The 22,212-nt window shown below is 64.1% G+C and carries 21 protein-coding genes and 1 pseudogene; 7 read left to right on the top strand and 15 right to left on the bottom strand.

Translation table 11 applies throughout. From position 1 onward, the window contains the following. Window positions 1-592 precede the first annotated feature (592 nt). Entirely contained in the window at window positions 593-2,056 is a 1,464-nt protein-coding gene (gene dacB, locus CCOS865_RS25175) for a D-alanyl-D-alanine carboxypeptidase/D-alanyl-D-alanine endopeptidase (protein ID WP_119145988.1), read from the bottom strand. Window positions 2,057-2,242: 186 nt separating this feature from the next. Between dacB and CCOS865_RS25180 the strand changes: the two genes are divergently transcribed. Next, the gene (locus tag CCOS865_RS25180; RefSeq protein WP_119145990.1) at window positions 2,243-2,587 is read left to right on the top strand and encodes a YggL family protein; all 345 of its coding nucleotides are present in this window, start codon (window positions 2,243-2,245) and stop codon (window positions 2,585-2,587) included. A gap of 51 nt (window positions 2,588-2,638) precedes the next feature. On the opposite strand, the gene CCOS865_RS25185 is transcribed toward CCOS865_RS25180, so the two are convergent. From CCOS865_RS25185 to CCOS865_RS25210, 6 genes are all read right to left on the bottom strand, one after another. Then, window positions 2,639-6,238, bottom strand: a complete 3,600-nt coding sequence (locus CCOS865_RS25185) for a transporter substrate-binding domain-containing protein (protein ID WP_119145992.1) — start codon at window positions 6,236-6,238, stop codon at window positions 2,639-2,641. Window positions 6,239-6,246: 8 nt separating this feature from the next. Beyond that, window positions 6,247-6,867, bottom strand: a complete 621-nt coding sequence (locus CCOS865_RS25190; RefSeq protein WP_119145994.1) for a response regulator transcription factor — start codon at window positions 6,865-6,867, stop codon at window positions 6,247-6,249. A 278-nt stretch (window positions 6,868-7,145) separates the two neighbouring features. After that, window positions 7,146-8,477 (bottom strand): deoxyguanosinetriphosphate triphosphohydrolase, encoded by a 1,332-nt coding sequence (locus tag CCOS865_RS25195; protein WP_119145996.1) that lies wholly within the window; start codon window positions 8,475-8,477, stop codon window positions 7,146-7,148. 74 nt (window positions 8,478-8,551) lie between these two features. Beyond that, a complete protein-coding gene (locus CCOS865_RS25200; protein WP_119145998.1) occupies window positions 8,552-8,881 on the bottom strand; it encodes a hypothetical protein in 330 nt (109 codons plus the stop codon). After that, window positions 8,878-9,252: a phage holin family protein gene (locus CCOS865_RS25205; protein WP_119146000.1), complete on the bottom strand. Its 375-nt coding sequence runs from the start codon at window positions 9,250-9,252 to the stop codon at window positions 8,878-8,880. Before CCOS865_RS25205 ends, CCOS865_RS25200 begins: the two co-directional genes overlap by 4 nt. Window positions 9,253-9,261: 9 nt before the next feature. After that, a complete protein-coding gene (locus tag CCOS865_RS25210) occupies window positions 9,262-9,576 on the bottom strand; it encodes an ElaB/YgaM/YqjD family protein (RefSeq protein WP_119146002.1) in 315 nt (104 codons plus the stop codon). 315 nt (window positions 9,577-9,891) lie between these two features. Here CCOS865_RS25210 and CCOS865_RS25215 point away from each other — a divergent pair, with 315 nt between their 5' ends. The 4 genes from CCOS865_RS25215 to CCOS865_RS25230 all read left to right on the top strand — a co-directional run bounded on the left by CCOS865_RS25215 (window position 9,892) and on the right by CCOS865_RS25230 (window position 12,706). After that, window positions 9,892-11,100: an ammonium transporter gene (locus CCOS865_RS25215; protein ID WP_119146004.1), complete on the top strand. Its 1,209-nt coding sequence runs from the start codon at window positions 9,892-9,894 to the stop codon at window positions 11,098-11,100. 57 nt (window positions 11,101-11,157) lie between these two features. Continuing rightward, window positions 11,158-11,394: a glutaredoxin family protein gene (locus CCOS865_RS25220; RefSeq protein ID WP_119146006.1), complete on the top strand. Its 237-nt coding sequence runs from the start codon at window positions 11,158-11,160 to the stop codon at window positions 11,392-11,394. A 70-nt stretch (window positions 11,395-11,464) separates the two neighbouring features. After that, window positions 11,465-11,770, top strand: coding sequence for a transcriptional regulator (locus CCOS865_RS25225; protein ID WP_119146008.1), 306 nt, complete (start codon window positions 11,465-11,467; stop codon window positions 11,768-11,770). 51 nt (window positions 11,771-11,821) lie between these two features. Continuing rightward, entirely contained in the window at window positions 11,822-12,706 is an 885-nt protein-coding gene (locus CCOS865_RS25230; protein WP_119146010.1) for a pseudouridine synthase, read from the top strand. A gap of 140 nt (window positions 12,707-12,846) precedes the next feature. On the opposite strand, the gene CCOS865_RS25235 is transcribed toward CCOS865_RS25230, so the two are convergent. The 7 genes and pseudogenes from CCOS865_RS25235 to CCOS865_RS25265 all read right to left on the bottom strand — a co-directional run bounded on the left by CCOS865_RS25235 (window position 12,847) and on the right by CCOS865_RS25265 (window position 20,377). Then, window positions 12,847-13,656: an IS3 family transposase gene (locus CCOS865_RS25235; protein ID WP_167469107.1), complete on the bottom strand. Its 810-nt coding sequence runs from the start codon at window positions 13,654-13,656 to the stop codon at window positions 12,847-12,849. A 49-nt stretch (window positions 13,657-13,705) separates the two neighbouring features. Next, a complete protein-coding gene (locus CCOS865_RS25240) occupies window positions 13,706-13,999 on the bottom strand; it encodes a transposase (protein ID WP_119146014.1) in 294 nt (97 codons plus the stop codon). A gap of 1,013 nt (window positions 14,000-15,012) precedes the next feature. Beyond that, the gene (locus tag CCOS865_RS28850; protein ID WP_425272986.1) at window positions 15,013-15,780 is read right to left on the bottom strand and encodes a methyl-accepting chemotaxis protein; all 768 of its coding nucleotides are present in this window, start codon (window positions 15,778-15,780) and stop codon (window positions 15,013-15,015) included. Window positions 15,781-15,870: 90 nt separating this feature from the next. Beyond that, window positions 15,871-16,956, bottom strand: a pseudogene (locus tag CCOS865_RS28855) (HAMP domain-containing protein); the annotation flags it as partial. A gap of 181 nt (window positions 16,957-17,137) precedes the next feature. Next, window positions 17,138-17,542 carry a Cu(I)-responsive transcriptional regulator gene (gene cueR, locus CCOS865_RS25255; protein ID WP_119146018.1) on the bottom strand — a complete coding sequence of 135 codons (405 nt, stop codon included), beginning with the start codon at window positions 17,540-17,542 and terminating at the stop codon, window positions 17,138-17,140. Next, window positions 17,539-19,938: a heavy metal translocating P-type ATPase gene (locus tag CCOS865_RS25260; protein ID WP_119146020.1), complete on the bottom strand. Its 2,400-nt coding sequence runs from the start codon at window positions 19,936-19,938 to the stop codon at window positions 17,539-17,541. The genes cueR and CCOS865_RS25260 overlap by 4 nt, the downstream gene beginning before the upstream one ends. Before the next feature lie 52 nt (window positions 19,939-19,990). After that, a complete protein-coding gene (locus tag CCOS865_RS25265) occupies window positions 19,991-20,377 on the bottom strand; it encodes a hypothetical protein (protein WP_119146022.1) in 387 nt (128 codons plus the stop codon). A 146-nt stretch (window positions 20,378-20,523) separates the two neighbouring features. Here CCOS865_RS25265 and CCOS865_RS25270 point away from each other — a divergent pair, with 146 nt between their 5' ends. Together CCOS865_RS25270 and CCOS865_RS25275 are read left to right on the top strand one after the other, a co-directional pair. After that, a complete protein-coding gene (locus CCOS865_RS25270) occupies window positions 20,524-20,721 on the top strand; it encodes a heavy-metal-associated domain-containing protein (protein WP_119146024.1) in 198 nt (65 codons plus the stop codon). Window positions 20,722-20,828: 107 nt separating this feature from the next. Continuing rightward, the gene (locus CCOS865_RS25275) at window positions 20,829-22,010 is read left to right on the top strand and encodes a multidrug effflux MFS transporter (RefSeq protein WP_119146026.1); all 1,182 of its coding nucleotides are present in this window, start codon (window positions 20,829-20,831) and stop codon (window positions 22,008-22,010) included. On the opposite strand, the gene CCOS865_RS28515 is transcribed toward CCOS865_RS25275, so the two are convergent. Then, the gene (locus CCOS865_RS28515; RefSeq protein WP_119146028.1) at window positions 21,961-22,158 is read right to left on the bottom strand and encodes a hypothetical protein; all 198 of its coding nucleotides are present in this window, start codon (window positions 22,156-22,158) and stop codon (window positions 21,961-21,963) included. The two genes, CCOS865_RS25275 and CCOS865_RS28515, sit on opposite strands and share 50 nt — an antisense overlap. Window positions 22,159-22,212: the final 54 nt, after the last annotated feature.

The following is a 22,212-nucleotide window of genomic DNA, read 5'->3' on the forward strand; positions in this document are numbered from 1 at the left end:
GGAAACGGCAGGCGAATCGCTGCGCTCTCGCTGGTTTGTAAGGGCGGTAAAGCGCGTCAGCGCCAGAATGTGCATTGGCAGTGCCGGCCTCTTCGCGGGTAAACCCGCTCCCACAGGTTATCTGCTGACTGTAAGGCCACTGCGGTCCCTGTGGGAGCGGGTTTACCCGCGAAGAGGCCAAGCTATCCACCACCATTGCCACTGTCGAAGATAACGCCAGCCCAGGCACCACCCCTAACTTGGCGACCTCAGGAGGCCGAACGGAGGTCTTGCGGAGCGGGGTGACGGCCAGGAAGGCCGGCAAGGGCTGCGGGCCAGGAAGGCCCGTACAGCCCGGTCCACGCGGGAGCAAGGCCGGAGTGAGGGAACCCGCAGCGCAGCGGAGGGCCGTATGTGGGAGCCGGCGGTTTTTGGTTACTTTTTTCCAAGAAAAAAAGTGACCCGCCGTAAGGGCGGAAGGGGCCATAAGCGTCACCCAATCAAATGGATAAGCCCACAACCCACCAATCCAAACCCAAACCCAAACCCAAACCCAAACCCAAACCCAAACCCAAACCCAAACCCAAACCCAAACCCAAACCCAAACCCCAGATCAGAGCCCGGAAGCCGCCGTGCCGTTATTCACCTTCGGCTGCCGATACAACTCCAGCAACACCTGATCAAGCACCTGCGAAGCGCCCCAAGGCTTGGGATCGTTGAGGATCGCAGCCACCGCCCAGGTATGCCCGTTGCTGTCACGGCTGAACCCGGCAATCGCCCGCACCGTATTCAGGGTGCCCGTCTTGATGTGCCCCTCACCGGTCATGGCCGTACGCTTCAAGCGCTTGCGCATCGTACCGTCCATCCCCACCAACGGCATCGAGCTGATGAACTCCGCCGAATACGGGCTCTTCCAGGCCGCTTGCAGCAAGGCCGCCATCTCCCGGGTGCTGACCCGCTCGGCGCGCGACAGGCCAGAGCCGTTTTCCATCACCAGGTGCGGCGCGGTAATGCCTTTTTTCGCCATCCACTGACGCACCACACGCTGCGCGGCGCGCGCATCGTCGCCATCGGCATCGGTACGGAACTGCGCACCCAGGCTGAGGAACAACTGCTGGGCCATGGTGTTGTTGCTGTACTTGTTGATGTCGCGGATCACTTCCACCAGGTCCGGCGAGAATGCGCGGGCCAGCAGGCGTGCGCTCTTGGGCACGTTCTCGATGCGGTCAGCGCCCTGGATACTGCCACCCAGCTCGTTCCAGATCGCCCGTACCGCACCCGCGGCGTAGGCGGGGTGATCGAGCAGCGCCAGATAGGTCTGCGAGTTGCAGCCATCGCCCAACTGGCCGCTGACCACCACGCTGACGCCATTAGCTTGTACTTGCGGGTTGTAACGGACATCGCCGGTGCACTGCTTGGAGGCCACGGCTTTGACCTGGTTGTCGATGCGGATGCTGGCGATCGGCGGCTCGACCGCGACAGTGACCTTGCCGCCGTCGTTGCGGGCGACGAAGCGCAGCGCCTTGAGGTTGACCAGCAGCGAGTCCGGCTTGACCAGGAACGGCTTGTTGGTGTCGCCGCCGTCATCGTCGAAATGCGGCAGGTTGGGCTGGACGAAGTGACTGCGGTCCAGGATCAGGTCGCCGGTCACGGTGCGCACGCCATTGGCGCGCAGGTCACGCATCAGCAGCCAGAGCTTTTCCATGTTCAGCTTGGGATCGCCGCCGCCCTTGAGGTACAGGTTGCCGTTGAGCACACCATTGCTCAGGGTGCCGTCAGTGTAGAACTCGGTTTTCCACTGGAAGGTCGGGCCCAGCAGCTCGAGCGCGGCGTAGGTGGTGACCAGCTTCATGGTCGATGCCGGGTTGACCGACACATCGGCGTTGAACACCGTCGCCGTGCCGGGGCCATCGAGCGGCAGCATCACCAGCGACAGGGCGGTGTCCTGCAGTTTGTTGGTCTTCAAGGCCTGCTGCACCTTGGGCGGCAAGCTGGTATTGACGGCGGCAGCCTGGCTGGGGAGGGCGAACGGCAACAGCAGGCCGGCGAGCAACAGTGGGCGGAGCGTTTTGATCATAGGTACGAGAACCCTGCGCGCGAGGGGAAAGACAAAGGGGCTGTAAAGATGATGGCCCCAGCTGAAAATAATAGTGCGCATTATGCCCCAAGCGTCCCATTTATGGGCCCCGTTCGACACAAATGCGCCGCTTGAGCGCGGAAACTGGTAAAGTGCGGCCGGTAATTACTCAAGAGGATTGTTTCAATGGCTACCAACCGTTCCCGCCGTCTGCGCAAGAAACTCTGCGTGGATGAATTCCAGGAGCTGGGTTTCGAACTGAACCTGGGCTTCAAGGAAGACCTGTCTGACGAAGCCATCGATGCCTTCCTCGACGCATTCCTCGACGAAGCCATGGATGCCAACGGCCTGGACTATGTAGGCGGTGATGATTTCGGCCTGGTCTGCCTGGCCAACCGTGGTTCGGTCAGCGAAGAGCAGCGCGCTGCCGTTGAAGCCTGGCTCAAAGGCCGCAGCGAACTGACCGAGATCAAGGTCAGCCCGCTGCTGGATGCCTGGTATCCGGAAAAGCCGCTCAACTCGGCGTCCTGATCCTGCCTGAGCGGCCGCCTGTGGCGCGTCGCTCTGCCAAGCCCTGACCGGTCAGCCCCGCTGACTGCTCAGGGCTTTTTCAATTCTGCGCATGTGCCGCGCCAACGCCTGTCGCCTCAGCTTGAGCTGCGCCAGCGGCAACGGTGCTGCGGCAAACACCTCGCACGCCGCCATCAACCCCCGAGCCTCCAGCATCCGCGCCGCGCTGAGGACCTTGTGTGCCTGCTCGCTAATGGCTTGCGGGTCACGCTCAGGGTCGATGGCCATCAGCACGGCGAAGTCGTCGCGCAGGCTCTGCTGCAGGGTGCTGAGGAAGCGCTGAAGGTCGGCAGGGTCGTTGCCCACCACCGCAGTCAGACCCTCCAGGCTGAAGGCGTGCGAGCGTGCACCCTGGCGGGCCGGCACCACCCGCGCCAGGTGTTGGCTCAGGGTGCGCAGGCTGATGGGTTTGAGCAGGCAATCGTCCATGCCGGCATCCAGGCACTGCTGGCGCACCTCGGGTTGGGCGTTGGCGGTGTAGCCGAGGATGATGCAGCGTCGCTGGCCACTGGCCCGCTCGGCGGCGCGCACGGCCTCGGCGACCTGGTAACCGTTCATGTAGGGCATGTTGCAATCGAGCACCAGCACATCGAAGACGTCTTCGTGCCAGCGCGCCATGGCTTCGCGGCCGTTGCAGGCGCTGGTATGGCGCAAGCCCATGAACGCCAGTTGCTGCGCCATCAACAGCAGGTTGGCGGGGTGATCGTCGATCACCAGCACGTGCAGCCGCGTGTCGGGCACCTCCACCTCGTGCACCACCGGCTTGAGCGTTGCCGGCGCCTCCAGCAGGTGCAGCGGCATCTGCAGCCTCACCTGGGTGCCGACGCCTTGCGGGCTCTTCAAGCTCAAGCGGCCGCCCATCATCTCGCACAGGTTGTGGCTGATCGCCAGGCCCAGGCCGGTGCCGGCACGTGCGCCTTCGCTGTGGGTGTTGGCCTGGATGAACGGGTTGAACAGCAGCGCCAGCTCATGTTCAGGGATACCGATGCCGCTGTCGCGTACTTCCAGGTCCAGGGTGGGCGTGGACGACCCGTGCGCAGGGTTCAGGTCCACACAGATGCGCACCTGGCCGTGCTCGGTGAACTTGATGGCATTGCTCACCAGGTTGCACAGCACCTGCTTGAAGCGCAGCGGGTCGAGCGAGACGTGGCAACGGGCGGCGGGGGCGATCAGCAGCTCCAGGCTCAGGCCTTTCTGCCGGGCCTGGCCCTCGAACATGCGCGCGACCGACTCGATCAGCGCCGCCATGTTCACCGGCTCCGGTGCCAGCGGCAGATGGCCCGACTCGATGCGCACGATGTCGAGAATGTCGCCGATCAGGCCCAGCAGGTCGTTGGCCGACTGGTAGGCGACCTGCAGCGCCGACGCGTCCAGGCGGCCGTGCTCGGCATGCCTGACCGCCAGCTCGAGCATGCCGATCACCGCGTTCATCGGCGTACGGATTTCGTGACTGATGGTTGCCAGGAAGGTGCTCTTCGCGCGGTTGGCCTCATCGGCCTGCTGTTTGGCCTGGCGCAGCTCCTGGACCAGCTTGCGCCGCTCGCTGATGTCGATCCAGCCGCCGATGACGCCTTGTACTTCACCCAGCGAATCGCGGTAGGGCAGGACCCAGTGATAGATCGTCAGCTCCTGCTGGTTGATGCGCAACTGGCGATCACGGATCAGCGCCACGCCACTGTCCATGACCTGCCGGTAGTCGGCGTCGAGCTGGCAGCTGGGCCCGCAGTCGTCACACAGGCTTTCGTCCAGGCGTTTGCCGATGACCTCTTCGGCACGCGCCTGGACCGCCTCCAGGTAGCTGTCGTTACAGCTCTGCAAGCGACCCTGGCGGTCACGCACGAAAATCGGGTGGGGCGTGCCGTTGAGCAGGGCACGCATGAACGCCAGTTGGTCGTTGAGGGCCTTCTCGGCGCGCTGGCGATGTTTGATCTGGCTGCGCAAGCGGGCGTTCCAGGCCAGCACCAGGAGCAGCAGCAGGCCGCTGCCGAGGGCAATCTGCAGGGCCAGTTGGCGCAGTTGTCGCCAGTACACATCGTCTTGGCTGGCGTGGCCGCGCCAGCGGTTGTTGATCACCCCGAGCTCTTCCGGTGACACGCTCAGCAGCGCCTTGTCGAGGATCGACGCCAGCACCGTGGAACGCCGGGCGGTGGCCATCGAGAAGCCGGCGGGCTCACTGTCGACCGTGCTGCGGATGACCAGGTTGGAATCGCTGGTCAACGCATGGTTGGCGTCGATCAGGGTGGTGATCGCCGCGTCGACGGCGCCGCTGGCCAGCAGTGCCAGGGAGAAGTACGGGCTCTCGGTTTCGATCGCCATGACTTTCGGCTGGCGCGCCGCGAGCATGGCGGCAGTGGCGCTGTCGCGCGTCACGGCCACGCGCTTGCCATGAAAGTGCTCGAAGGTGCTCGCGTGCTCGGCGTCGCGGCGGGTGACCAGCACCAACGAGCTTTCCAGGTACGGCCGGGTCACCCGCAGGCCGCCATCCCGCTGCTCGTTGACGGGGATGGCGGCGATGACGTCGGCACTGCCATCGTCCAGCCGCGCGCGCATGTCACCGACGCTGCTGGCGCGCTGGATCTCGAAGCGCAACCCGGTGCGCAGGCGCAGCAGTTCCAGCAGGTCGGCGGTGATCCCGCGGAACTGGCCGGCGGCATCGAAGTAGGACATCGGTGCGGCGGTTTCGTCGACCACCACGCGCAGCACCGGGTGTTGCCCCAGCCATTGTTCCTCGGCCGCCGACAGTTGCAGCTTGCGCTCGCTCAGGAGGATCTCGCTGCCGGGGCTCCAGCGCTTGAGGATGTTGCTGCGCAGCGCACTGGACTGGCTCTCGAGTGCGCTGTCGACCAGCGCCTTGAGCAGGGGCTCGTCCTCGCGCATGGCGAAGCTGAAACCGACGCGCTTGTGCGTGCCGAAGTTGGCCATGCGCAGGCGCGGCAGGTGCCCCTGCTTGAGCTGGTAGTGGGTGGAGATGGTGTCGCCGATGAACACGTCGGCCTGGCCGAAGGCCACGGCATTGAGGGCCTGGGTCGAGGAGCCGAAGGTCAGCAGTTGCACATTGGGGTAGGTGTCCTGGACTTCCTTGAGCGGCAGGTAGTGGTAGAGCATGCTCAGGCGCATGCCGTCGAGGCCCTGCTCCAGCGCGCGGTGTTCGTCTTCGCGGGTGACCAGCACCGGCTGGTCGACCGCATACGGCTGAGAAAGGCTCAACCCCAAGGTGGCGGCCTCATAGCCGTTGGCGCTGCCGAGCAGGTCGATCTGGCCCAGCTTGAGCGCTTCGATCGCGGCATGGCGGTTGTCGAAGCGCACCACGCGGACGGGGATGCCGAGGGCGCCGCCCAGCACCGCTGCGTATTCGGCGGTGATGCCTTGATAATCACGGCCGCCGCTGGTGATATCGAACGGCGCGTAGTCGGGAAAGGAGGTCCCTACCGTCAGTGTTTGCCTGCCCTCGAGCCACCCGCGCTGTTCGGCGCTGAGGGTGGGGCGGGTCACGGTCGTCGTCGCCCGCGTGTGCACGGTGAGCGTGGTGACCTCGCCGGCCATGGCGAGCCCCTGGCCGTGGGCCCAGGGGGTGGCCAGGGCCAACAGCAAGCAGGTCAGGTAGCGGCCCATTTCACACCTCAGACCAGTGCGTTGCGTTTGGCGACGTCGATCAAGTCCACCAGTGTGCTGACCCTAAGTTTTTGCATCAGGCGTTTCTTGTAGGTGCTCACTGTCTTGTTGCTGAGAAACATGCCTTTGGCGATTTCCTTGTTGCTTCTGCCTTGAGCAAAAAGTTGCAGAACCATCAGTTCACGGTCATTGACCTGACGGAACAGCTGAACTTCGCCTTCAGCGTTTTGCGGGTCACTCTGCAGTGCCTGGCTGGGGAAGTAGTTGTAGCCGGCAAGTACCGCCTTGATGGCGCTGACCAGTTCGCTCAAGTCTTCCTGTTTGCACACGTACCCCGACGCCCCTGAGTGCATGCAGCGAACGGCGAACAACGCGGGAGACTGAGCGGTGAGGACCAGCACCTTGATCGGCAGGGCCATGCTCTGGAAGCGGGAGAGCACTTCCAGGCCATCCAGCTTGGGAATGGCGATGTCGAGGATCACCAGGTCAGGGCGCGTTTCGCGAATCATCTGCATGGCGTCGACGCCATTGTCCGACTCGCCGACGATGCGGTAATTCTGGTTCTCCAGCAACATGCGCACAGCCAGTCGTATAACGGGATGGTCGTCGACAATAAATACGGATTGCATATTTAATTTTCCATTGAGGCCGGTGTCGGAAGCAGGGGGCACCTTAACTCAGATGAACGTCGTCGGGCAGGCGAGAAGAGGCTGGCAGTGGTATATGGGAAATGGACTACAGTAACGGACTACATTTTCCACACGAGCTGCATCGTAATGTTTAATGTCAATGCGCTGTTGGTAACTTTATATGGGTGTTTGTTTAAGGATATTTAACGGCTGGTCCGAAAACAGGCACTTTTGCAGCGTCCGGCCCGCCGCCTGAGTGCGGGCCGCAACGCTCGGTGTCAGCGCGGGCTGGAGCGGCCGGTCATCTCGCAGGCCATTTCACTGGCGTAGCTGTCGGTCATGCCGGCAATGAAGTCGATCATGCGCAGGAAGGCATTGTGCAAGGAGCCCTGCGGGTCCGGGGCATGGTTGCCGATCAGGTCGAGCACGCGTCGGCTCTTGAACGACGGCGTGCGCCCGCCATGCTGCTCCAGGGCCGCGCCGCAAAAGGCGTTGAGGAGGATCTCGAGGGTCGTGTAGGCGCCGATCTCATGCAGCGTCTTGCGCTTGTCCTGAAAGATCTTCTTGCGGGCCATGTCCTTGGCCTGCAGCACGCAACGCTTGGCCGGGCCATGCATGTGCTCGACCAGGTCACCGGGCAGCTGGCCGCTGAGCAGCGCCTGCTGCTGTTCGACAAAGGCCAGGGCAGCGGCGTTGGTCAGGTGCTCGATGGCCTTGCCGCGCAAGATCGCCAGCTTGCGTCGGCGCGACTCGTCGGGGCCGAGCTGGCGGTACGTCTCGGGCAGGTCGTCGCCCACCAGGTCGAGCAGCAGCGCCTCGACTTCGGCGTAGTCCAGCAGCTCCATTTCCAGGCCGTCTTCGAGGTCGATGAGGGCATAGCAGATGTCGTCTGCGGCCTCCATCAGGTACACCAGCGGGTGGCGCGCCCAGCGCTGCTCCTCGAGTTGCGGCAGGCCCAGCTTGCCGGCGATCTGCTCGAGCAGCGGCAGCTCGCTCTGGTAGCAGCCGAACTTGTGTTTCTTGTAGCCCAGGGCGTCCGCATGGCGCGCACTCCAGGGGTACTTGAGGTAGGTGCCGAGGGTCGCGTAGGTGAGCCGGGTACCGCCGTCGAACTGGTGGTATTCGAGCTGGGTGAGCACCCGGAAACCTTGCGCATTGCCCTCGAAATTGAGGAAGTCGGCGCGCTGCGCGTCGCTCATGTCATCGAGCCAGCCGCGCCCTGCGGCCTGCTGAAACCAGGAGCGGATGGCGTCTTCACCGGAATGGCCAAAGGGCGGGTTGCCGATATCGTGCGCCAGGCAGGCCGACTGCACGATCATCCCCAGGTCACTCGGCTCGCACCAGCCCGGCAGGCTGTCGCGCAGGGTTTCGCCAACGCGCATGCCCAGCGAACGGCCGACGCAGCTGACTTCCAGCGAATGGGTCAGGCGAGTATGGATATGGTCGTTGCTGGACACCGGGTGCACCTGGGTCTTGCGCCCCAGGCGGCGAAAGGCGCCGGAGAAGATGATCCGGTCGTGGTCCTTGTGGAAGGGGCTGCGGCCCAGTTCTTCAGGGCTGTACAGGGCTTTGCCCAGGCGTTCGCGGGTCAGCAGGGTATGCCAATCCATAGCTCGTTCTCCCGTCGGATGGTCGCCCTAGCTTCCGGCTTCAGCGGCGCCCGCGCAAGCGCGGGCGCGGCCGATCAATGCCGACGGCTGTTCTGCAGGAACAACCGCACCAAGGGCATCAGGCTGCTGCCCAGGCGCACCAGGCGAGAAAGGTTACCGCTGCGCGCGCCCTTGCCGGTCAAGAAGCCCAGCGCAACCACGGCGCCAAGGCCCCAAAACGGCGCGTGCTTGATACCCAGGCCGTCCTGCAGCGAGCCGCCCATGCCGCGCAGGCGCTTGACCGGCTCGAGCAATTGGCTCGACTCGTGGCGGATCTCCTGGCGGTGCATTTCCATGCGCAGGCGCAACAGGGCCTTGCGCAGTTCACGAGGGTTACGCGTATTGGGAAGTTCGGGCAGGCTCATGGCAACAGACGCTCCCGGTCCTTGGCGAGCTCCTCGAGGGTGGAGCTGAAAGGTGACGATTCATCGAACACCGCGGCTTTCAGGCGCAGGGCGCAGTAGACGGTGGCCAGGCCGTAGAACACGCACAGGCCGATGATCCCGGCCAGGCGGTAGCTGTCCCACAGCAGCACCAGCAGCAGCCCGGACAGCGCCGTCAGCAGCAACAAGGCGAACACCAGGGCGAGCCCGGCGAACAGCAGCAACTTCAGCGTGCGGCCTTTCTGCTCCTGCAACTCGATGCCGAACAGTTCGATATGACTGTGCAGCAGGCCGAGCATGGCAGCGCCCAGGCGCTTGCCGGTGGCGCCGGTGGTGAGGGCGTCATTGTCCATGGGTATTCCTCAGCGCCGATTGGCCAGCAGGCCGATCAGCAGGCCGACACCGGCGGCGATGCCGATCGCCTGCCAGGGATTCTGCTGCACGTACTCTTCGGCGGTGCTGATGGCTTCCTGGCCACGCGCACGTACCGAATCCTGGGTCAGTTGCAGGCTCTCGCGGGCTTCTGCCAGGCGGTCGTGGATCTGTTCGCGCAATTCATCGGCCTGGTCACCGGCCAGGTTGGCGGTATCGGCCAGGAGCTTCTCGGTATCGCGCACCAGTGCCTGGAAGTCAGCCATCAATATCTCTTGAGCAGTCTTTGCCGATTTGCTGGCCATGGGCCTCTCCCTGTTGGTGTGTGTGGCTATTTCGAGTAGTGGGCGGCAATGAAGGTTCAGTGCCAGTCGCTGGTATGGCGTTTGCTATGTCGATTGCCATATGCCGGGGCGTGAGCATGGCGGCATGCGCCGAAGCTGTGCGCCAAGCCGGCGGACATCGATAAACCTTAACCCAATCCACGACAAACCCAAGAAAAAACCACGCAGGCTCTGTACGCCTCACCGAAACGGGGCAGGGGGTTGGCACCTATTCGGTGCATGGATGCAGGTTCTTGAACTGTCCTGGTGCTTTTTTCAGCAGGTCTGCCTACTTCTATGGAAAACATGCACAGCGCGATGGACTCTCTGGTCCACGGCTCCAATACCTTGTTCCTGCTCATGGGCGCCATCCTGGTGCTGGCCATGCATGCCGGTTTTGCCTTTCTCGAAGTGGGCACGGTGCGCCACAAGAACCAGGTCAATGCATTGTCGAAGATCCTCAGCGACTTTGCCGTGTCGGCGCTGGTGTACTTCTTCATCGGTTACTGGGTCGCCTATGGCGTCACCTTCTTCCAGCCCGCTGCGGTGATCGCCAGCGATCACGGCTACGCGCTGGTCAAGTGCTTCTTCCTGATCACCTTTGCCGCGGCGATCCCGGCGATCATTTCCGGCGGCATCGCCGAACGTGCGCGCTTCGTCCCGCAGCTGTGCGCCACGGCGCTGATCGTGGCGTTCATCTACCCGTTCTTCGAGGGCGTGGTGTGGAACGGCAATTTCGGTTTCCAGGCCTGGCTGCAGGCACGCTTCGGTGCGCCGTTCCATGACTTTGCCGGGTCGGTGGTGGTGCACGCGATGGGCGGCTGGCTGGCGCTGGCGGCGGTGCTGCTGCTGGGCGCGCGGCGTGGGCGCTACCGCGACGGCCGGTTGGTGGCGTTCGCACCGTCGAGCATTCCGTTCCTGGCGCTGGGCTCGTGGATCCTGATCATCGGCTGGTTTGGTTTCAACGTGATGAGTGCGCAGAGCCTGCAGGGAGTCAGTGGCCTGGTTGCGATCAACTCGTTGCTGGCGATGGTCGGTGGCACCCTGGCGGCGTTGCTGGCGGGGCGCAACGACCCCGGCTTCCTGCACAACGGTCCGCTGGCCGGGCTGGTGGCGATCTGTGCCGGCTCTGACCTGATGCACCCGATTGGCGCACTGGTCACCGGGCTGGTGGCGGGTGGCCTGTTCGTCTGGTGCTTCACTGCGGCGCAGAACCGCTGGAAGATCGACGACGTGCTGGGGGTCTGGCCGCTGCATGGGCTGTGTGGCGTCTGGGGCGGGATTGCCTGCGGGATCTTTGGCCAGGCCAGCCTCGGCGGCCTGGGCGGGGTGAGCCTGATCAGTCAGTTGCTTGGCAGCCTGGCAGGGGTGCTGGTGGCGTTGCTGGGCGGGTTTGTCGTGTACGGGCTGATCAAGGCGGTGCATGGGCTGCGCCTGAGCCATGAGCAGGAGTTTCAGGGCGCCGACCTGTCGCTGCATCGCATTGGTGCGACCAGCCAGGATTGACGGAGGTCGGCGGCCCTTTAGAATAAAGGCTTCTCCACAGCTTGCGCGGGACTTGCCATGCTGCCTGAATGCCAATTGTTCGGCACCCTCGGGTGCCATTTGTGTGAAGTGGCCGAAGCCGTACTGATGCCTTTTGTCGAGCACGGCCTGCTGGTGGAGCTGGTCGACATCGCCGACGAGCAATCGCTGTTCGAGCGTTATGGGCTGATCATTCCGGTGCTGCGTCGCTCCGACTCGGGCGCGGAGTTGCTCTGGCCTTTCGATGCCGAGCAGGTGGTGACCTTCCTCCAGTAATGGCTCGGCGTTTGACGAATGCGCCGGCAACTTCGTATGCTGTATATAAATACAGTATTGAGGTGGAGCCATGCTCAATGTCGAGCAATTGAAGTACAGCATCAATCGCATGCCGCCTGAGCGGGTGGCTGATGCCGTGCTCGAGCTGCGCCTCGAGGGTTTGGTCACTGATGACCGGACGCCTTTCGGCAAGGTGCATTTCAACACCTGCTTCGCCGAAATCGAGGCGCTGTTCCAGCGCGCGGGGTTCCACCGCTCGCTCGATGTGGTGGGCTACCAGGGCCTGATCTACGCCCTCTACGATCCGGCCCGCTGGGACGCGGTGCAGGTGCTGCGTTGGCTCAAGGCGCGTTGCGAGGCGCTCGAAGCTGGTTGAGCGGCGGGGCATGGGCGATAATGCCTGCCCTCCCGACTGCCTGAGCCCGACATGAGCGCACCGTTCGACCCCGCACGCCAGCAAGCCAGCACCGTCTGCCTGCCGCCAGGCGACTGGAGCACTGTGCTCGATTGCCTGTGCGAGCATTTCAAGGGCATCGACCGCGAGCAGTGGCTCGACCGCTTTGCCCGGGGCCGTGTGCTGGACGCTGAGGGGCAGCCGGTCAGTGCCGGGTTGGGCTACCGGCGGGGCATGCGCCTGCATTATTTTCGTGAAGTGGCCAACGAGAAGCCGATCCCGGTGCTGGAGAGCATCCTGTATGCCGATGAGCACTTGGTGGTCGCGGACAAGCCGCACTTTCTGCCGGTTACACCGACGGGGGAGTATGTGGAGCAGACGCTGTTGCGGCGGCTGATTCGGCGTCTGGACAATCCTCACCTGGTGCCGCTGCACCGGATCGACCGGCACACTGCGGGGCTGGTGCTGTTTTCGGCCAACCCTGAGACGCGTAGCGCGTACCAGCGGTTGTTCCCGGAGCGGCGGATCGACAAGCGTTATCAGGCGATTGCGGCGGCGCTGCCGGAGCAGGCGTTTCCGTTGGTGCGGCGGAGTCGGTTGGTGCATGGGGAGCCGTTTTTCCGGATGCACGAGGTGGAGGGGGTCGCCAACAGCGAGACCTTGGCCGAGGTGCTGGAGATCAACGGGGGGCTGTGGCGGTATGGGTTGTCGCCGGTGACAGGGAAGACGCATCAGTTGCGGGTGCACATGGCGGCGTTGGGGGCGGGGATTTGCAATGACCCGTTCTATCCGCAGTTGCTTCAGGTCGAAGATGATTATCAGAAGCCGCTGAAGCTGCTGGCGCAGAGTCTGCGGTTTGATGATCCGTTGACTGGGTTGGAGCGGTATTTTGAGAGTCGGTTGACGTTGGAGTGGTAGGGGTGGGCCTTTGGATTGTGGGCTTATCCGTTTGATGGGGTGCCGCCACCGACCCCTTCCGCCCTTACGGCGGGTCACTTTTTTTCTTGGAAAAAAGTAACCATGGGCCTGTCCCGTGACAACGGACGCCAAGAAGCAGGCTATTCAGTCGTCTGCCTTAGGCACTTTGCATATTCGTTCGGAGAGCGATATCCCAGTGCTGAATGCAGTCGACTGCTGTTGTAAAACCCATGCACATAGCCAGCGATTGATAGCTGTGCCTGTTTCTTGGTGGGGTAGACCCCACAAGCCTCCTCTCTTTTCAGCGTGGCGAAAAAGCTCTCAGCCACCGCGTTGTCCCAGCAGTTTCCCCTTCGACTCATGCTTTGCTTGAAGTCCTTCTTGGCCAGCGTCAGGCGGAACTTACTGCTTGCGTACTGACGGCCCTGATCTGAGTGGAAGACTGCTCCACTCGTGCCAGAGCCCGCGCTCCAGGCGTTCAGGAAGGCGCTCTCAACCAACGTGTCAGGCATTCGGTCTGAGAGACTGTAGCCCAGTATCTGGCGCGTCTGAATGCTCAAAACGATGGCCAGGTACAGCCACCCTTCTTTGGTAGGCAGGTAGGTGATGTCGCTGACCCAGGTCGGCGTGGGGTTATCGATGGAAAACTGGCGATCCAGTACATTGCTTGCGACCGGCAAATAGTGGTGACTGTCAGTAGTACAGGGCCTGAAGCCGCCTTTGGATTTGGCCTGGATTCGCTCTTCCTGCATCAATCGTCTGACCCGTTTATGGCCCACTGCATGCGATTTCTGGCGCAAGGCTGCCACCAACCGTGGTCGACCATAGGTATTTCGACTGGCCGCAAAAATGCTGCGCAAATCAATGCGAAGTTGAGTGTCTGGGTCGGGACGAAGCCGACGGTGCGTGAAATCGTAGAACCTGAAACCGAGACCTCCATTACCCGGCACAGGACACGCACCGGGTACTGAGTCCTCTGCGCAGCGACGAAGGCGTATCTCACCTGGACTCTTTGGCAAAGAATACCGCCGCCTTTTTTAGGATTTCACGCTCCATTTTCAGCTCAGCGACCTCGGCTCGCAGGCGTGCAAGCTCGCTGTCTTGCTTGGTGATGGGCTTGCGTTCGGGTGAGCTTAGCGGCTCACCCCTGCGCATGGCATCGACCCAGTTATCAAGCGTCTTGACGGACATTTCCAGTTGGCGAGCAGCTTCAGTTCTACCAACGCTTCCAGCTAGCGCAACCGCTTGAGCCTTGAACTCATCGGTGTAGTTACGGCGAGTAGATGGATACATGGCAACCTCCAAGAGAACGATTTGAGTATCGCTTCTTGGCGTCCGTTGTCACGGGACAGGCCCACCAAAAACCGCTTGCTCCTGCATCCGGCCCTCCGCTGCGCTGCGGGTTCCCTCACTCCGGTCTTGCTCCCGCGAGGACCGGGCTGTACGGGCCTTCCTGGCCCGCAGCCCTTGCCGGCCTTCCTGGCCGTCACCTCGCTTCGCAAGACCTCCGTTCGGCCTCCTGAAGTCGCAGTAGATCAAGATCACGAGCCAGATCAAAAGCCAGATCAAGGGCCAGGGCAACGGCTGGCGAATCGCTTCGCTCTCGCTTGTTATAAGGGCGGTACAGCGCGTCAGCGCCAGAATTTGTATTGGCAGTGCCGGCCTCTTCGCGGGTAAACCCGCTCCCACAGGTTCTCTGCTGACCGTAAGGCCGCTGCGGTCCCTGTGGGAGCGGGTTTACCCGCGAAGAGGCCAAGCTATCCACCACCATTGCCACTGTCGAAGATAACGCCAGCCCAGGCGCCACCCCTAACTTGGCGACCTCAGGAGGCCGAACGGAGGTCTTGCGGAGCGAGGTGACGGCCATGGATGGCCGGCAAGCGCCGCGGGCCAGGAAGGCCCGTCCGGCGCGGTCCTCGCGGGAGCAAGGCCGGAGTGAGGGAACCCGCAGCGCAGCGGAGGGCCGTATGTGGGAGCCGGCGGTTTTTGGTTACTTTTTTCCAAGAAAAAAAGTGACCCGCCGTAAGGGCGGAAGGGGCCAGAAGCGCCACCGCACGGAACGGATAAGCCCATAACTTGCAAGCCAAGCCCAAGCCCAAGCCCAAGCCCAAAAAATCTACCCCGCAATCCGGCCTCTACAGAGACTGCGTGATGTCCATATTGACAGGATATGCGCTGAAACTGTGGGAGCGGCCTTGCCGGGGCGCCGGACCGGTCGGAAAGGGCCGCAAAGCGGCCCCAAAACAGGCGACAAAGTCTTAACTGACTGGCATTGGTGCAAGCCCCGCGAAGGGGCGGCCTGACTATCAGGTGCGGAAGCGGCGCACCAGGGTGTCCAGCTCGTTGGACAGCCCAGCCAGGCTCTCGGAGTCCAACCGTGCGGCGTGAGCCAGCTCGGCCACCAACTGCGCATCGCCATGAATCTGGCTGATGTGGCGATTGATGTCTTCCGCGACCTGATGCTGCTCCTCGGCCGCCGTGGCGATCTGGGTGTTCATGTCGCGGATCACGTCGACCGACTCGCGAATCTGCCCGAAGCTGTCGCGCGCCAGGCCAATGCGGCTCACCGACTGCTGCGACACATCCAGGCTGGCGTGCATCTGCTGGGCGACTTCGGCGGTGCGGCTGGCCAGGTTGCCGAGCAGGCCGTCGATTTCCGCCGTGGAGTCGGCCGTGCGCTTGGCCAGGGCCCGCACCTCGTCCGCGACCACGGCAAACCCGCGACCCTGCTCGCCGGCCCGGGCCGCCTCGATGGCTGCGTTGAGTGCCAGCAGGTTGGTCTGCTCGGCGATCGAGCGGATGGTGCCGAGGATCGACTGGATGGCGTTGCTGTCACGCTCCAGTTGCTGGATCGACTGGGCCGATTGTTCGATTTCCTGGCTCAGGCGATCAACGCTCTGCACCGCCGCGTCGATCTGCTGCTGGCCTTCGCGGGCCTGCTGCTGACCGCTGTCGGCCGACTGCGCGGCCTGGCTGCACGAGCGCGCGACTTCGTTGGCGGTGGCGACCATCTCGTGGAAGGCGGTCGAGACCATGTCCACCGCTTCGCGCTGGCGCCCGGCCGCTTCGGCCATGTCGCTGGAGACGCGGGTGGAGCTGGTGGAGGTGGTGAGGATCTTCCCGGCGGCGGCGCCGATGTGCTGGATCAGGCTGCGGATCGCTCCGAGGAACTGGTTGAACCAGCTGGCCAGTTGCGCGGTTTCGTCGCGGCCGCGAATCTCCAGGCTGCGGGTCAGGTCGCCTTCGCCTTGGGCGATGTCTTCCAGGCCGCTGGTCACGCTATTGATAGGTCGCACGATGAGCTTGGCGAAGGCGGCGCCGACCACGGCGAAGATCGCCGCCAGGACCAGGGCAATGGTGCCGATCAGCCAGGTCAGGCGGGTGGTGGTCTGCATCACTTCGCTCTGGTGGATCAGGCCGATGAAGGTCCAGCCCAGCTGCTCGTCGGGGTAGACGTTGGCCATGTAGCGCTCGCCATTGATCTCGACTTCGACCAGGCCCTTGCCGGCCTTGGCCAGTTGCGCGTAGCCCTCGCCAAAACTGTTCAGCTGCTTGAAGTTGTGGCTGGCGTCACGCGGGTCGACCATCACGTTGCCGTTGCTTTCGACCAGCATCAGGTAGCCGCTTTCGCCGAGCTTGATCTTCTTGACGATGTCGGTAAGGCCGTTCAGCGTCACGTCGATGTTGACCACACCGCCGGGGCTGCCCAGCTGGTTGGGCACCGTGCGCACGGTACTGACCAGCACCGCGTCATCGGCCGCCCAGTAATAGGCGCCGGTACGCACGGTCTTGCCAGGGTTGGCCATGGCCAACTGGTACCAGGGGCGGGTGCGCGGGTCATAGTTGGAGAACTTCTGCCCCGCCGGCCAGCCGATGTAACCACCGTCGTTGACCCCGTAGGACAGGTAGGCATAGGCAGGGTGCGACTCTGCCAGGCGGGTGAAGAACTCGAGTACCTTGCTGTCCTGTTCGCCCAGCACATTGGACGGGCTGGTAGTCAGGTACTTGTTCAGGTCGTTGCCGGTGGCGCTGATCAGCGGTTGCGAGGCCAGGTAGTTGACGTTCTGGTCGATACCCTGGAAGAAGATATTCATCGCGTTGCTGACCTGACGGATCTCTCGGCTGCTGTTGTCGAGGAAATCGTCGCGGGCTTCACCGCGCAGGTTGACCACCACCAGTGTGGCGACGAGGACGATGGGCAGGCCGGCAATGACGGCAAAGGCCCAGGTCAGTTTTTGCTTGATGTTCATCCATGCTCCCGGTGTTTTTCTTGTCGTACGCGTGTGGCAGGTAACAAGGGCATCGGCAGCGGGAGATTTTTGTGTAGCAAACACGCCGTAATTATTGGATTAAGGCGTGTTTGATGACTATTCGGTCGCGTTTAGGCTATTACGGCATACCAAGATTTAGCTGCCGACCGGGTTGCCCAGGTCAGCGACAGCAGCCCTTGCCGTTGGCCAGGTCCTTGAGGATCGGACAGTCGGGCCGGTCATCGCCGTGGCAATGGGCAACCAGCTCGCCCAGGGTGTCGCGCAGGCTGACCAGCTCTTCGATCCGCTTGTTGAGGGCCTCGATATGCTCGATGGCGAGGGCCTTCACATCGCCGCTGGCGCGCTGGCGGTCCTGCCACAGGGTGAGCAGCTTGGCCACCTCATCGAGGGAAAACCCCAGGTCACGTGAGCGCTTGATGAACGCCAGGCTGTGCAGGTCTTCCTGCTGGTACAGGCGATAGCCACTGTCGCTGCGCTGGGCCGGCTTGAGCAGGCCGATCGACTCGTAGTAGCGGATCATCTTGCTGCTGAGCCCGCTGCGCCGGGCGGCCTGGCCGATGTTCATGCGTCCTCCTGCTGGCTGTCGGCGGGGCTCCAGGTCTTCAGCCACAGGGCGTTGCTGACCACGCTGACACTCGACAGCGCCATGGCGGCGCCGGCCAGTACCGGGTTGAGCAGGCCGAACGCGGCGAGGGGGATGCCGATCAGGTTGTAGATAAAGGCCCAGAACAGGTTCTGGCGAATTTTTGCATAGGTCTTGCGGCTGATTTCCAGGGCGGCGGGCACCAGCCGTGGGTCGCCGCGCATCAGGGTGATGCCGGCCGCCTGCATGGCCACGTCGGTGCCACCGCCCATGGCGATGCCGATGTCGGCAGCGGCCAGTGCCGGGGCGTCGTTGATGCCGTCGCCGACCATGGCGACCACGCCGCTGCGCTTGAGCGCGGTAACGGTGGCGGCCTTGTCGGCGGGCAGCACTTCGGCATGCACGTCATCGATGCCCAGCGCCTCGGCGACAACCTTGGCACTGCCACGGTTGTCGCCGGTCAGCAGGTGGCTGCTGATGCCGCGGCCATGCAGGGCGCGGATCGCCTGCTCGGCGCCCGGCTTGAGGCTGTCGCCGAAGGCGAACAGGCCGAGTACGCGGGGCGCTGGCGCTTGCTCGATGAGCCACGACAGGGTGCGCCCTTCGGCTTCCCAGGCCTGCGCCTTGTCGGCCAGCCCGCCAGGCTGCAGGTGGCTCTCATCGAGCAGGCGCCGATTGCCCAGCGCCAGCTGGCGGCCGTCGACCTGGCCGGCGATGCCACGACCGGTGAGGGACTGGCTGTCGCTGACCGGCGGGACCTCCAGCGCCTGCTCGGTGCAGGCCTCCAGAACCGCCTTGGCCAAGGGGTGCTCGCTGCCACGTTGCAGGGCACCGGCCAGGCGCAGCAGCTCGGCGTCGTCGGCACCGGTTGCCTGGCTGTGGACGATGCGCGGGCTGCCCGAGGTGAGCGTGCCGGTCTTGTCGAACACCACGCGGTTCACCGCATGGGCGCGCTCCAGCGCTTCGGCGTCCTTGATCAGGATACCGTGCCGGGCGGCGACGCCGGTGCCGGCCATGATCGCCGCCGGGGTCGCCAGGCCGAGTGCGCAAGGGCAGGCGATGACCAGCACCGCCACGGCGTTGATCAGGGCGGTTTCGATCGGCGCGCCCGCCAGCCACCAGCCGAGCAAGGTGATCAGCGCGATCACCAGTACCGCCGGGACGAACACCTGGCTGACCCGGTCGACCAGCTTCTGGATCGGTGCCTTGGCCGCCTGGGCGTCCTCGACCAACCGTATGATCCGCGCCAGTACGGTCTCGGTGCCCAGTGCCAGGGTCTTCACCAGCAGGCGGCCCTCGCCATTGATGGCGCCGCCGGTCACCCGGTCGCCGGGCTGCTTGGGCACGGGCAGGCTTTCGCCACTGATCAGTGCCTCGTCGGCGTGGCTGCTGCCCTCGAGCACTTCGCCATCGACCGGGAAGCGCTCGCCGGGCTTGACCAGCACCGGGTCACCCAGGCGCAGTTGGCTGATCGCGACGTCTTCTTCGCGGCCATCTACCACGCGCACGGCTCGCTCCGGGCGCAACGCCTCGAGCGCCCGGATGGCGCTGGCGGTCTGGCGTTTGGCGCGGCTCTCCAGGTACTTGCCGAGCAGGACCAGGGCGATGACCACCGCCGAGGCCTCGAAATACAGGTGCGGGGTCATCCCGGCAGGCGCCCTGGCCCATTCGTACAGGCTCAGGCCATAGCCGGCGCTGGTGCCCAAGGCGACCAGCAGGTCCATGTTGCCGGCCCCGGCACGCACGGCCTTCCAGGCCGCGACAAAAAAGCGGGCACCCAGGATGAACTGCACCGGCGTGGCCAGCAGGAACTGGGCCCAGGCCGGCAGCATCCAGTGCAGGCCGAACGGCTGGACGATCATCGGCAGCACCAGGGGCAGCGCCAGCAGCACCGCTGCGGCCACTGCCAGGCGCTCGTTGCGCAGGCGCCGATTGGCTTGGGCCTGGTCATCGCGCTCGGCACGCGGCAGGTCGGCGCTGTAGCCGGCTTTTTCCACCGCTCCGATCAGCGCGCGATCGTCGAGCGCCTTGAACACCTCGACATGCGCACGCTCGCTGGCCAGGTTGACGCTGACCTGCTCGACCCCGGGCACTTTGCCCAGGGCCCGTTCGACCCGCCCGGCGCAACTGGCGCAGGTCATGCCGCCGATCTGCAGTTCGACGGTGCGGGTCGGCACCTGATAGCCGGCCTGGCGCACGGCATCGACCAGCATCGGCAGGCTGTCGGCCGGGGCATTGACCCGGGCCTGTTCGGTGGCGAGGTTGACGCTGACGTGTTCAGCGCCGCTGACCTTGCGCAGGGCGCGCTCGACCCGGCCAGCACAGCTGGCGCAGGTCATGCCGGCAATCGGCAGGTCGAAAACGGTGGATGCGGACATGGCTCTCCTCCTTGGATTGGCCTCCAGCATCAACCTTGCCATGCGGTCAAGGTCAATAGCCCAGGCCGGCTCGCTTCAGGTGAAGGCCATCATGGTCCATGGCGATACGGTATTTATTGATCTGGCCCACCTGCAGGTTCAGCCGCTGGTTGTGCTGGTTCTCCAGCCCCGGCGCGCAGCCAGGCACCTGCCCCGGCAACAGCCGCAGGCGCACGTCGACCGGCCCCGGCGGCAGGTTGAAGGAGGTCGATTGCTCCTGGAACAGGCGGCCAGAAAGCTGGTCGTTGAGGTACACGCCGATCTCGCAGGTGGTCGCCACTTCAAGGCGCTCGCGGGAAATGATCAGTACGCTGTAATCGCTGTTGCCTTCGGCGCTGGCCGCAGGCACCACAGCCAGTGCTCCCAGCACGCCGACAAGGCCCAATGCTGCCTTGATCATGATGAATCTCCTGCTTGGCAAGTCGTCAAAGGCGCAGCTTGGCCGAGCCGCGCGCGGATTTCCAGTCCGGCTGATCGACGCCAGCCCTTGACCTTGCCCCGGGGGCAAGCTTGAGACTGGGCCAAACCCTCAAGGAGACAGACCCGATGCACGTATTCAATGTACAAGGCATGACCTGTGGCCATTGCGTCAAAGCCGTCACCACCGCGGTTCAGGGGCAGGATGCGGCGGCCAGGGTGGACGTCGACCTGGCCGGCAAGCAGGTGCGCGTCGACAGCCAGTTGCCGGGCGAGACGATCCTCGCGGCGATCCGTGAAGAGGGCTATCAGGCCGAGCTGGCCTGACGGCATGCGGGGCCGCCTGGCGGCCCCTATTGTTACAAAGGTTTTCATACCGATGAAGCACAGTGCAGGTAAACTCATCGACTTGCTTAGCCTGCTATGGATTCCTGATGAACCTGCGTTTTGTGCTGATCCTGGGCGCCCTGAGTGCGTTCGGGCCGTTGGCGATCGACTTCTACCTGCCCGCCTTCCCGGCCATGGCGCAGGCGTTTCTGACTGACGAAAAACACGTCCAGACCACCCTGGCCGCCTATTTCCTCGGTCTGTCACTCGGTCAACTGGCCTACGGCCCGGTGGCCGACCGCTTTGGCCGGCGGGTTCCGTTGCTGTTCGGGGTGACCTTGTTCACCCTGGCCTCGCTGGCCTGCGCCTACGCGCCCAACCTCGATACGCTGATCGTCGCGCGCTTTGTCCAGGCCCTTGGGGGCTGTGCCGGCATGGTCCTGTCGCGGGCCATCGTCAGCGACAAATGCGACCCGATTGCCTCGGCCAAGGTGTTCTCCCAGTTGATGCTGGTGATGGGCCTGGCGCCAATCCTGGCGCCGATGCTCGGTGGGGTGCTGGTCAACCTGGCGGGCTGGCAGTCGATCTTCCTCACCCTCAGCCTGTTCAGTGCCGCTTGCCTGCTGGCCGTGAGCCTCGGGCTGCCAGAGAGCATGCCGGCCGACATGCCGCGCCAGCCGCTGTCGGGCGCGCTGCGCCAATACCTGAGCCTGCTGGGGGATCGGGTGTTCATTGGTCATGCGCTGACCGGTGGCACCGCGATTGCCGGTATGTTCGCCTACATCGCCGCCTCGCCGTTCGTCTTCATCAAGCTGTATGGCGTGCCGGCCGAGCACTACGGCTGGTTGTTCGGCGTCAACGCCGCCGGCTTCATCCTGGCGGCGCAGGTCAATGCCCGGCTGCTGTCCAAGCGGGGCCCTGCCTTGCTGTTGAGCCGAGCCGTGTGGGTGTACCTGGTGTCGGGGTTGCTGGTGCTCGGCGTGGCGGCACTGCACCTTGCGCAGTTGTGGCCACTGCTGGTGCCGTTGTTCGTGTGCATTGCCAGCCTGGGCTGCATCATTCCCAATGCGTCCGCCTGCGCCATGAGCGGTCAGGGCGCGCGGGCCGGTAGCGCCTCGGCGTTGATGGGCTGCCTGCAGTTCAGCGTCGCCGCCGGCGCGGCGGCGTTGGTCAGCCTGCTGCACGATGGCAGCGCGGTGCCGATGGCGCTGGTCATCAGCCTGTGCGGTGCGCTGGTGGTCAGTGTCGCGATGCTGACCCGCCGCTTGCAGGCCAAGCGTCAGGGCTGAACGAGTGGGGCGCCTGCAGGCGGCTCTCGAGGGTGGCGACGAAGGCGCGTGCCTCGGCCTCGCTGCGAAAGCTCACGACATGCTGATCGAGCCGTACTTGCCACGGGCAGTTGGGGTGGCGGCTCGACGTACTGACGACAATTTTCATCGCGGCATTCCTCAAGAGGACGGGAGCGGCTCCAGTTTAGCGCTGCTCCAGATG

Origin of the sequence: Pseudomonas reidholzensis (assembly GCF_900536025.1) — a bacterium.
GTDB lineage: Bacteria > Pseudomonadota > Gammaproteobacteria > Pseudomonadales > Pseudomonadaceae > Aquipseudomonas > Aquipseudomonas reidholzensis.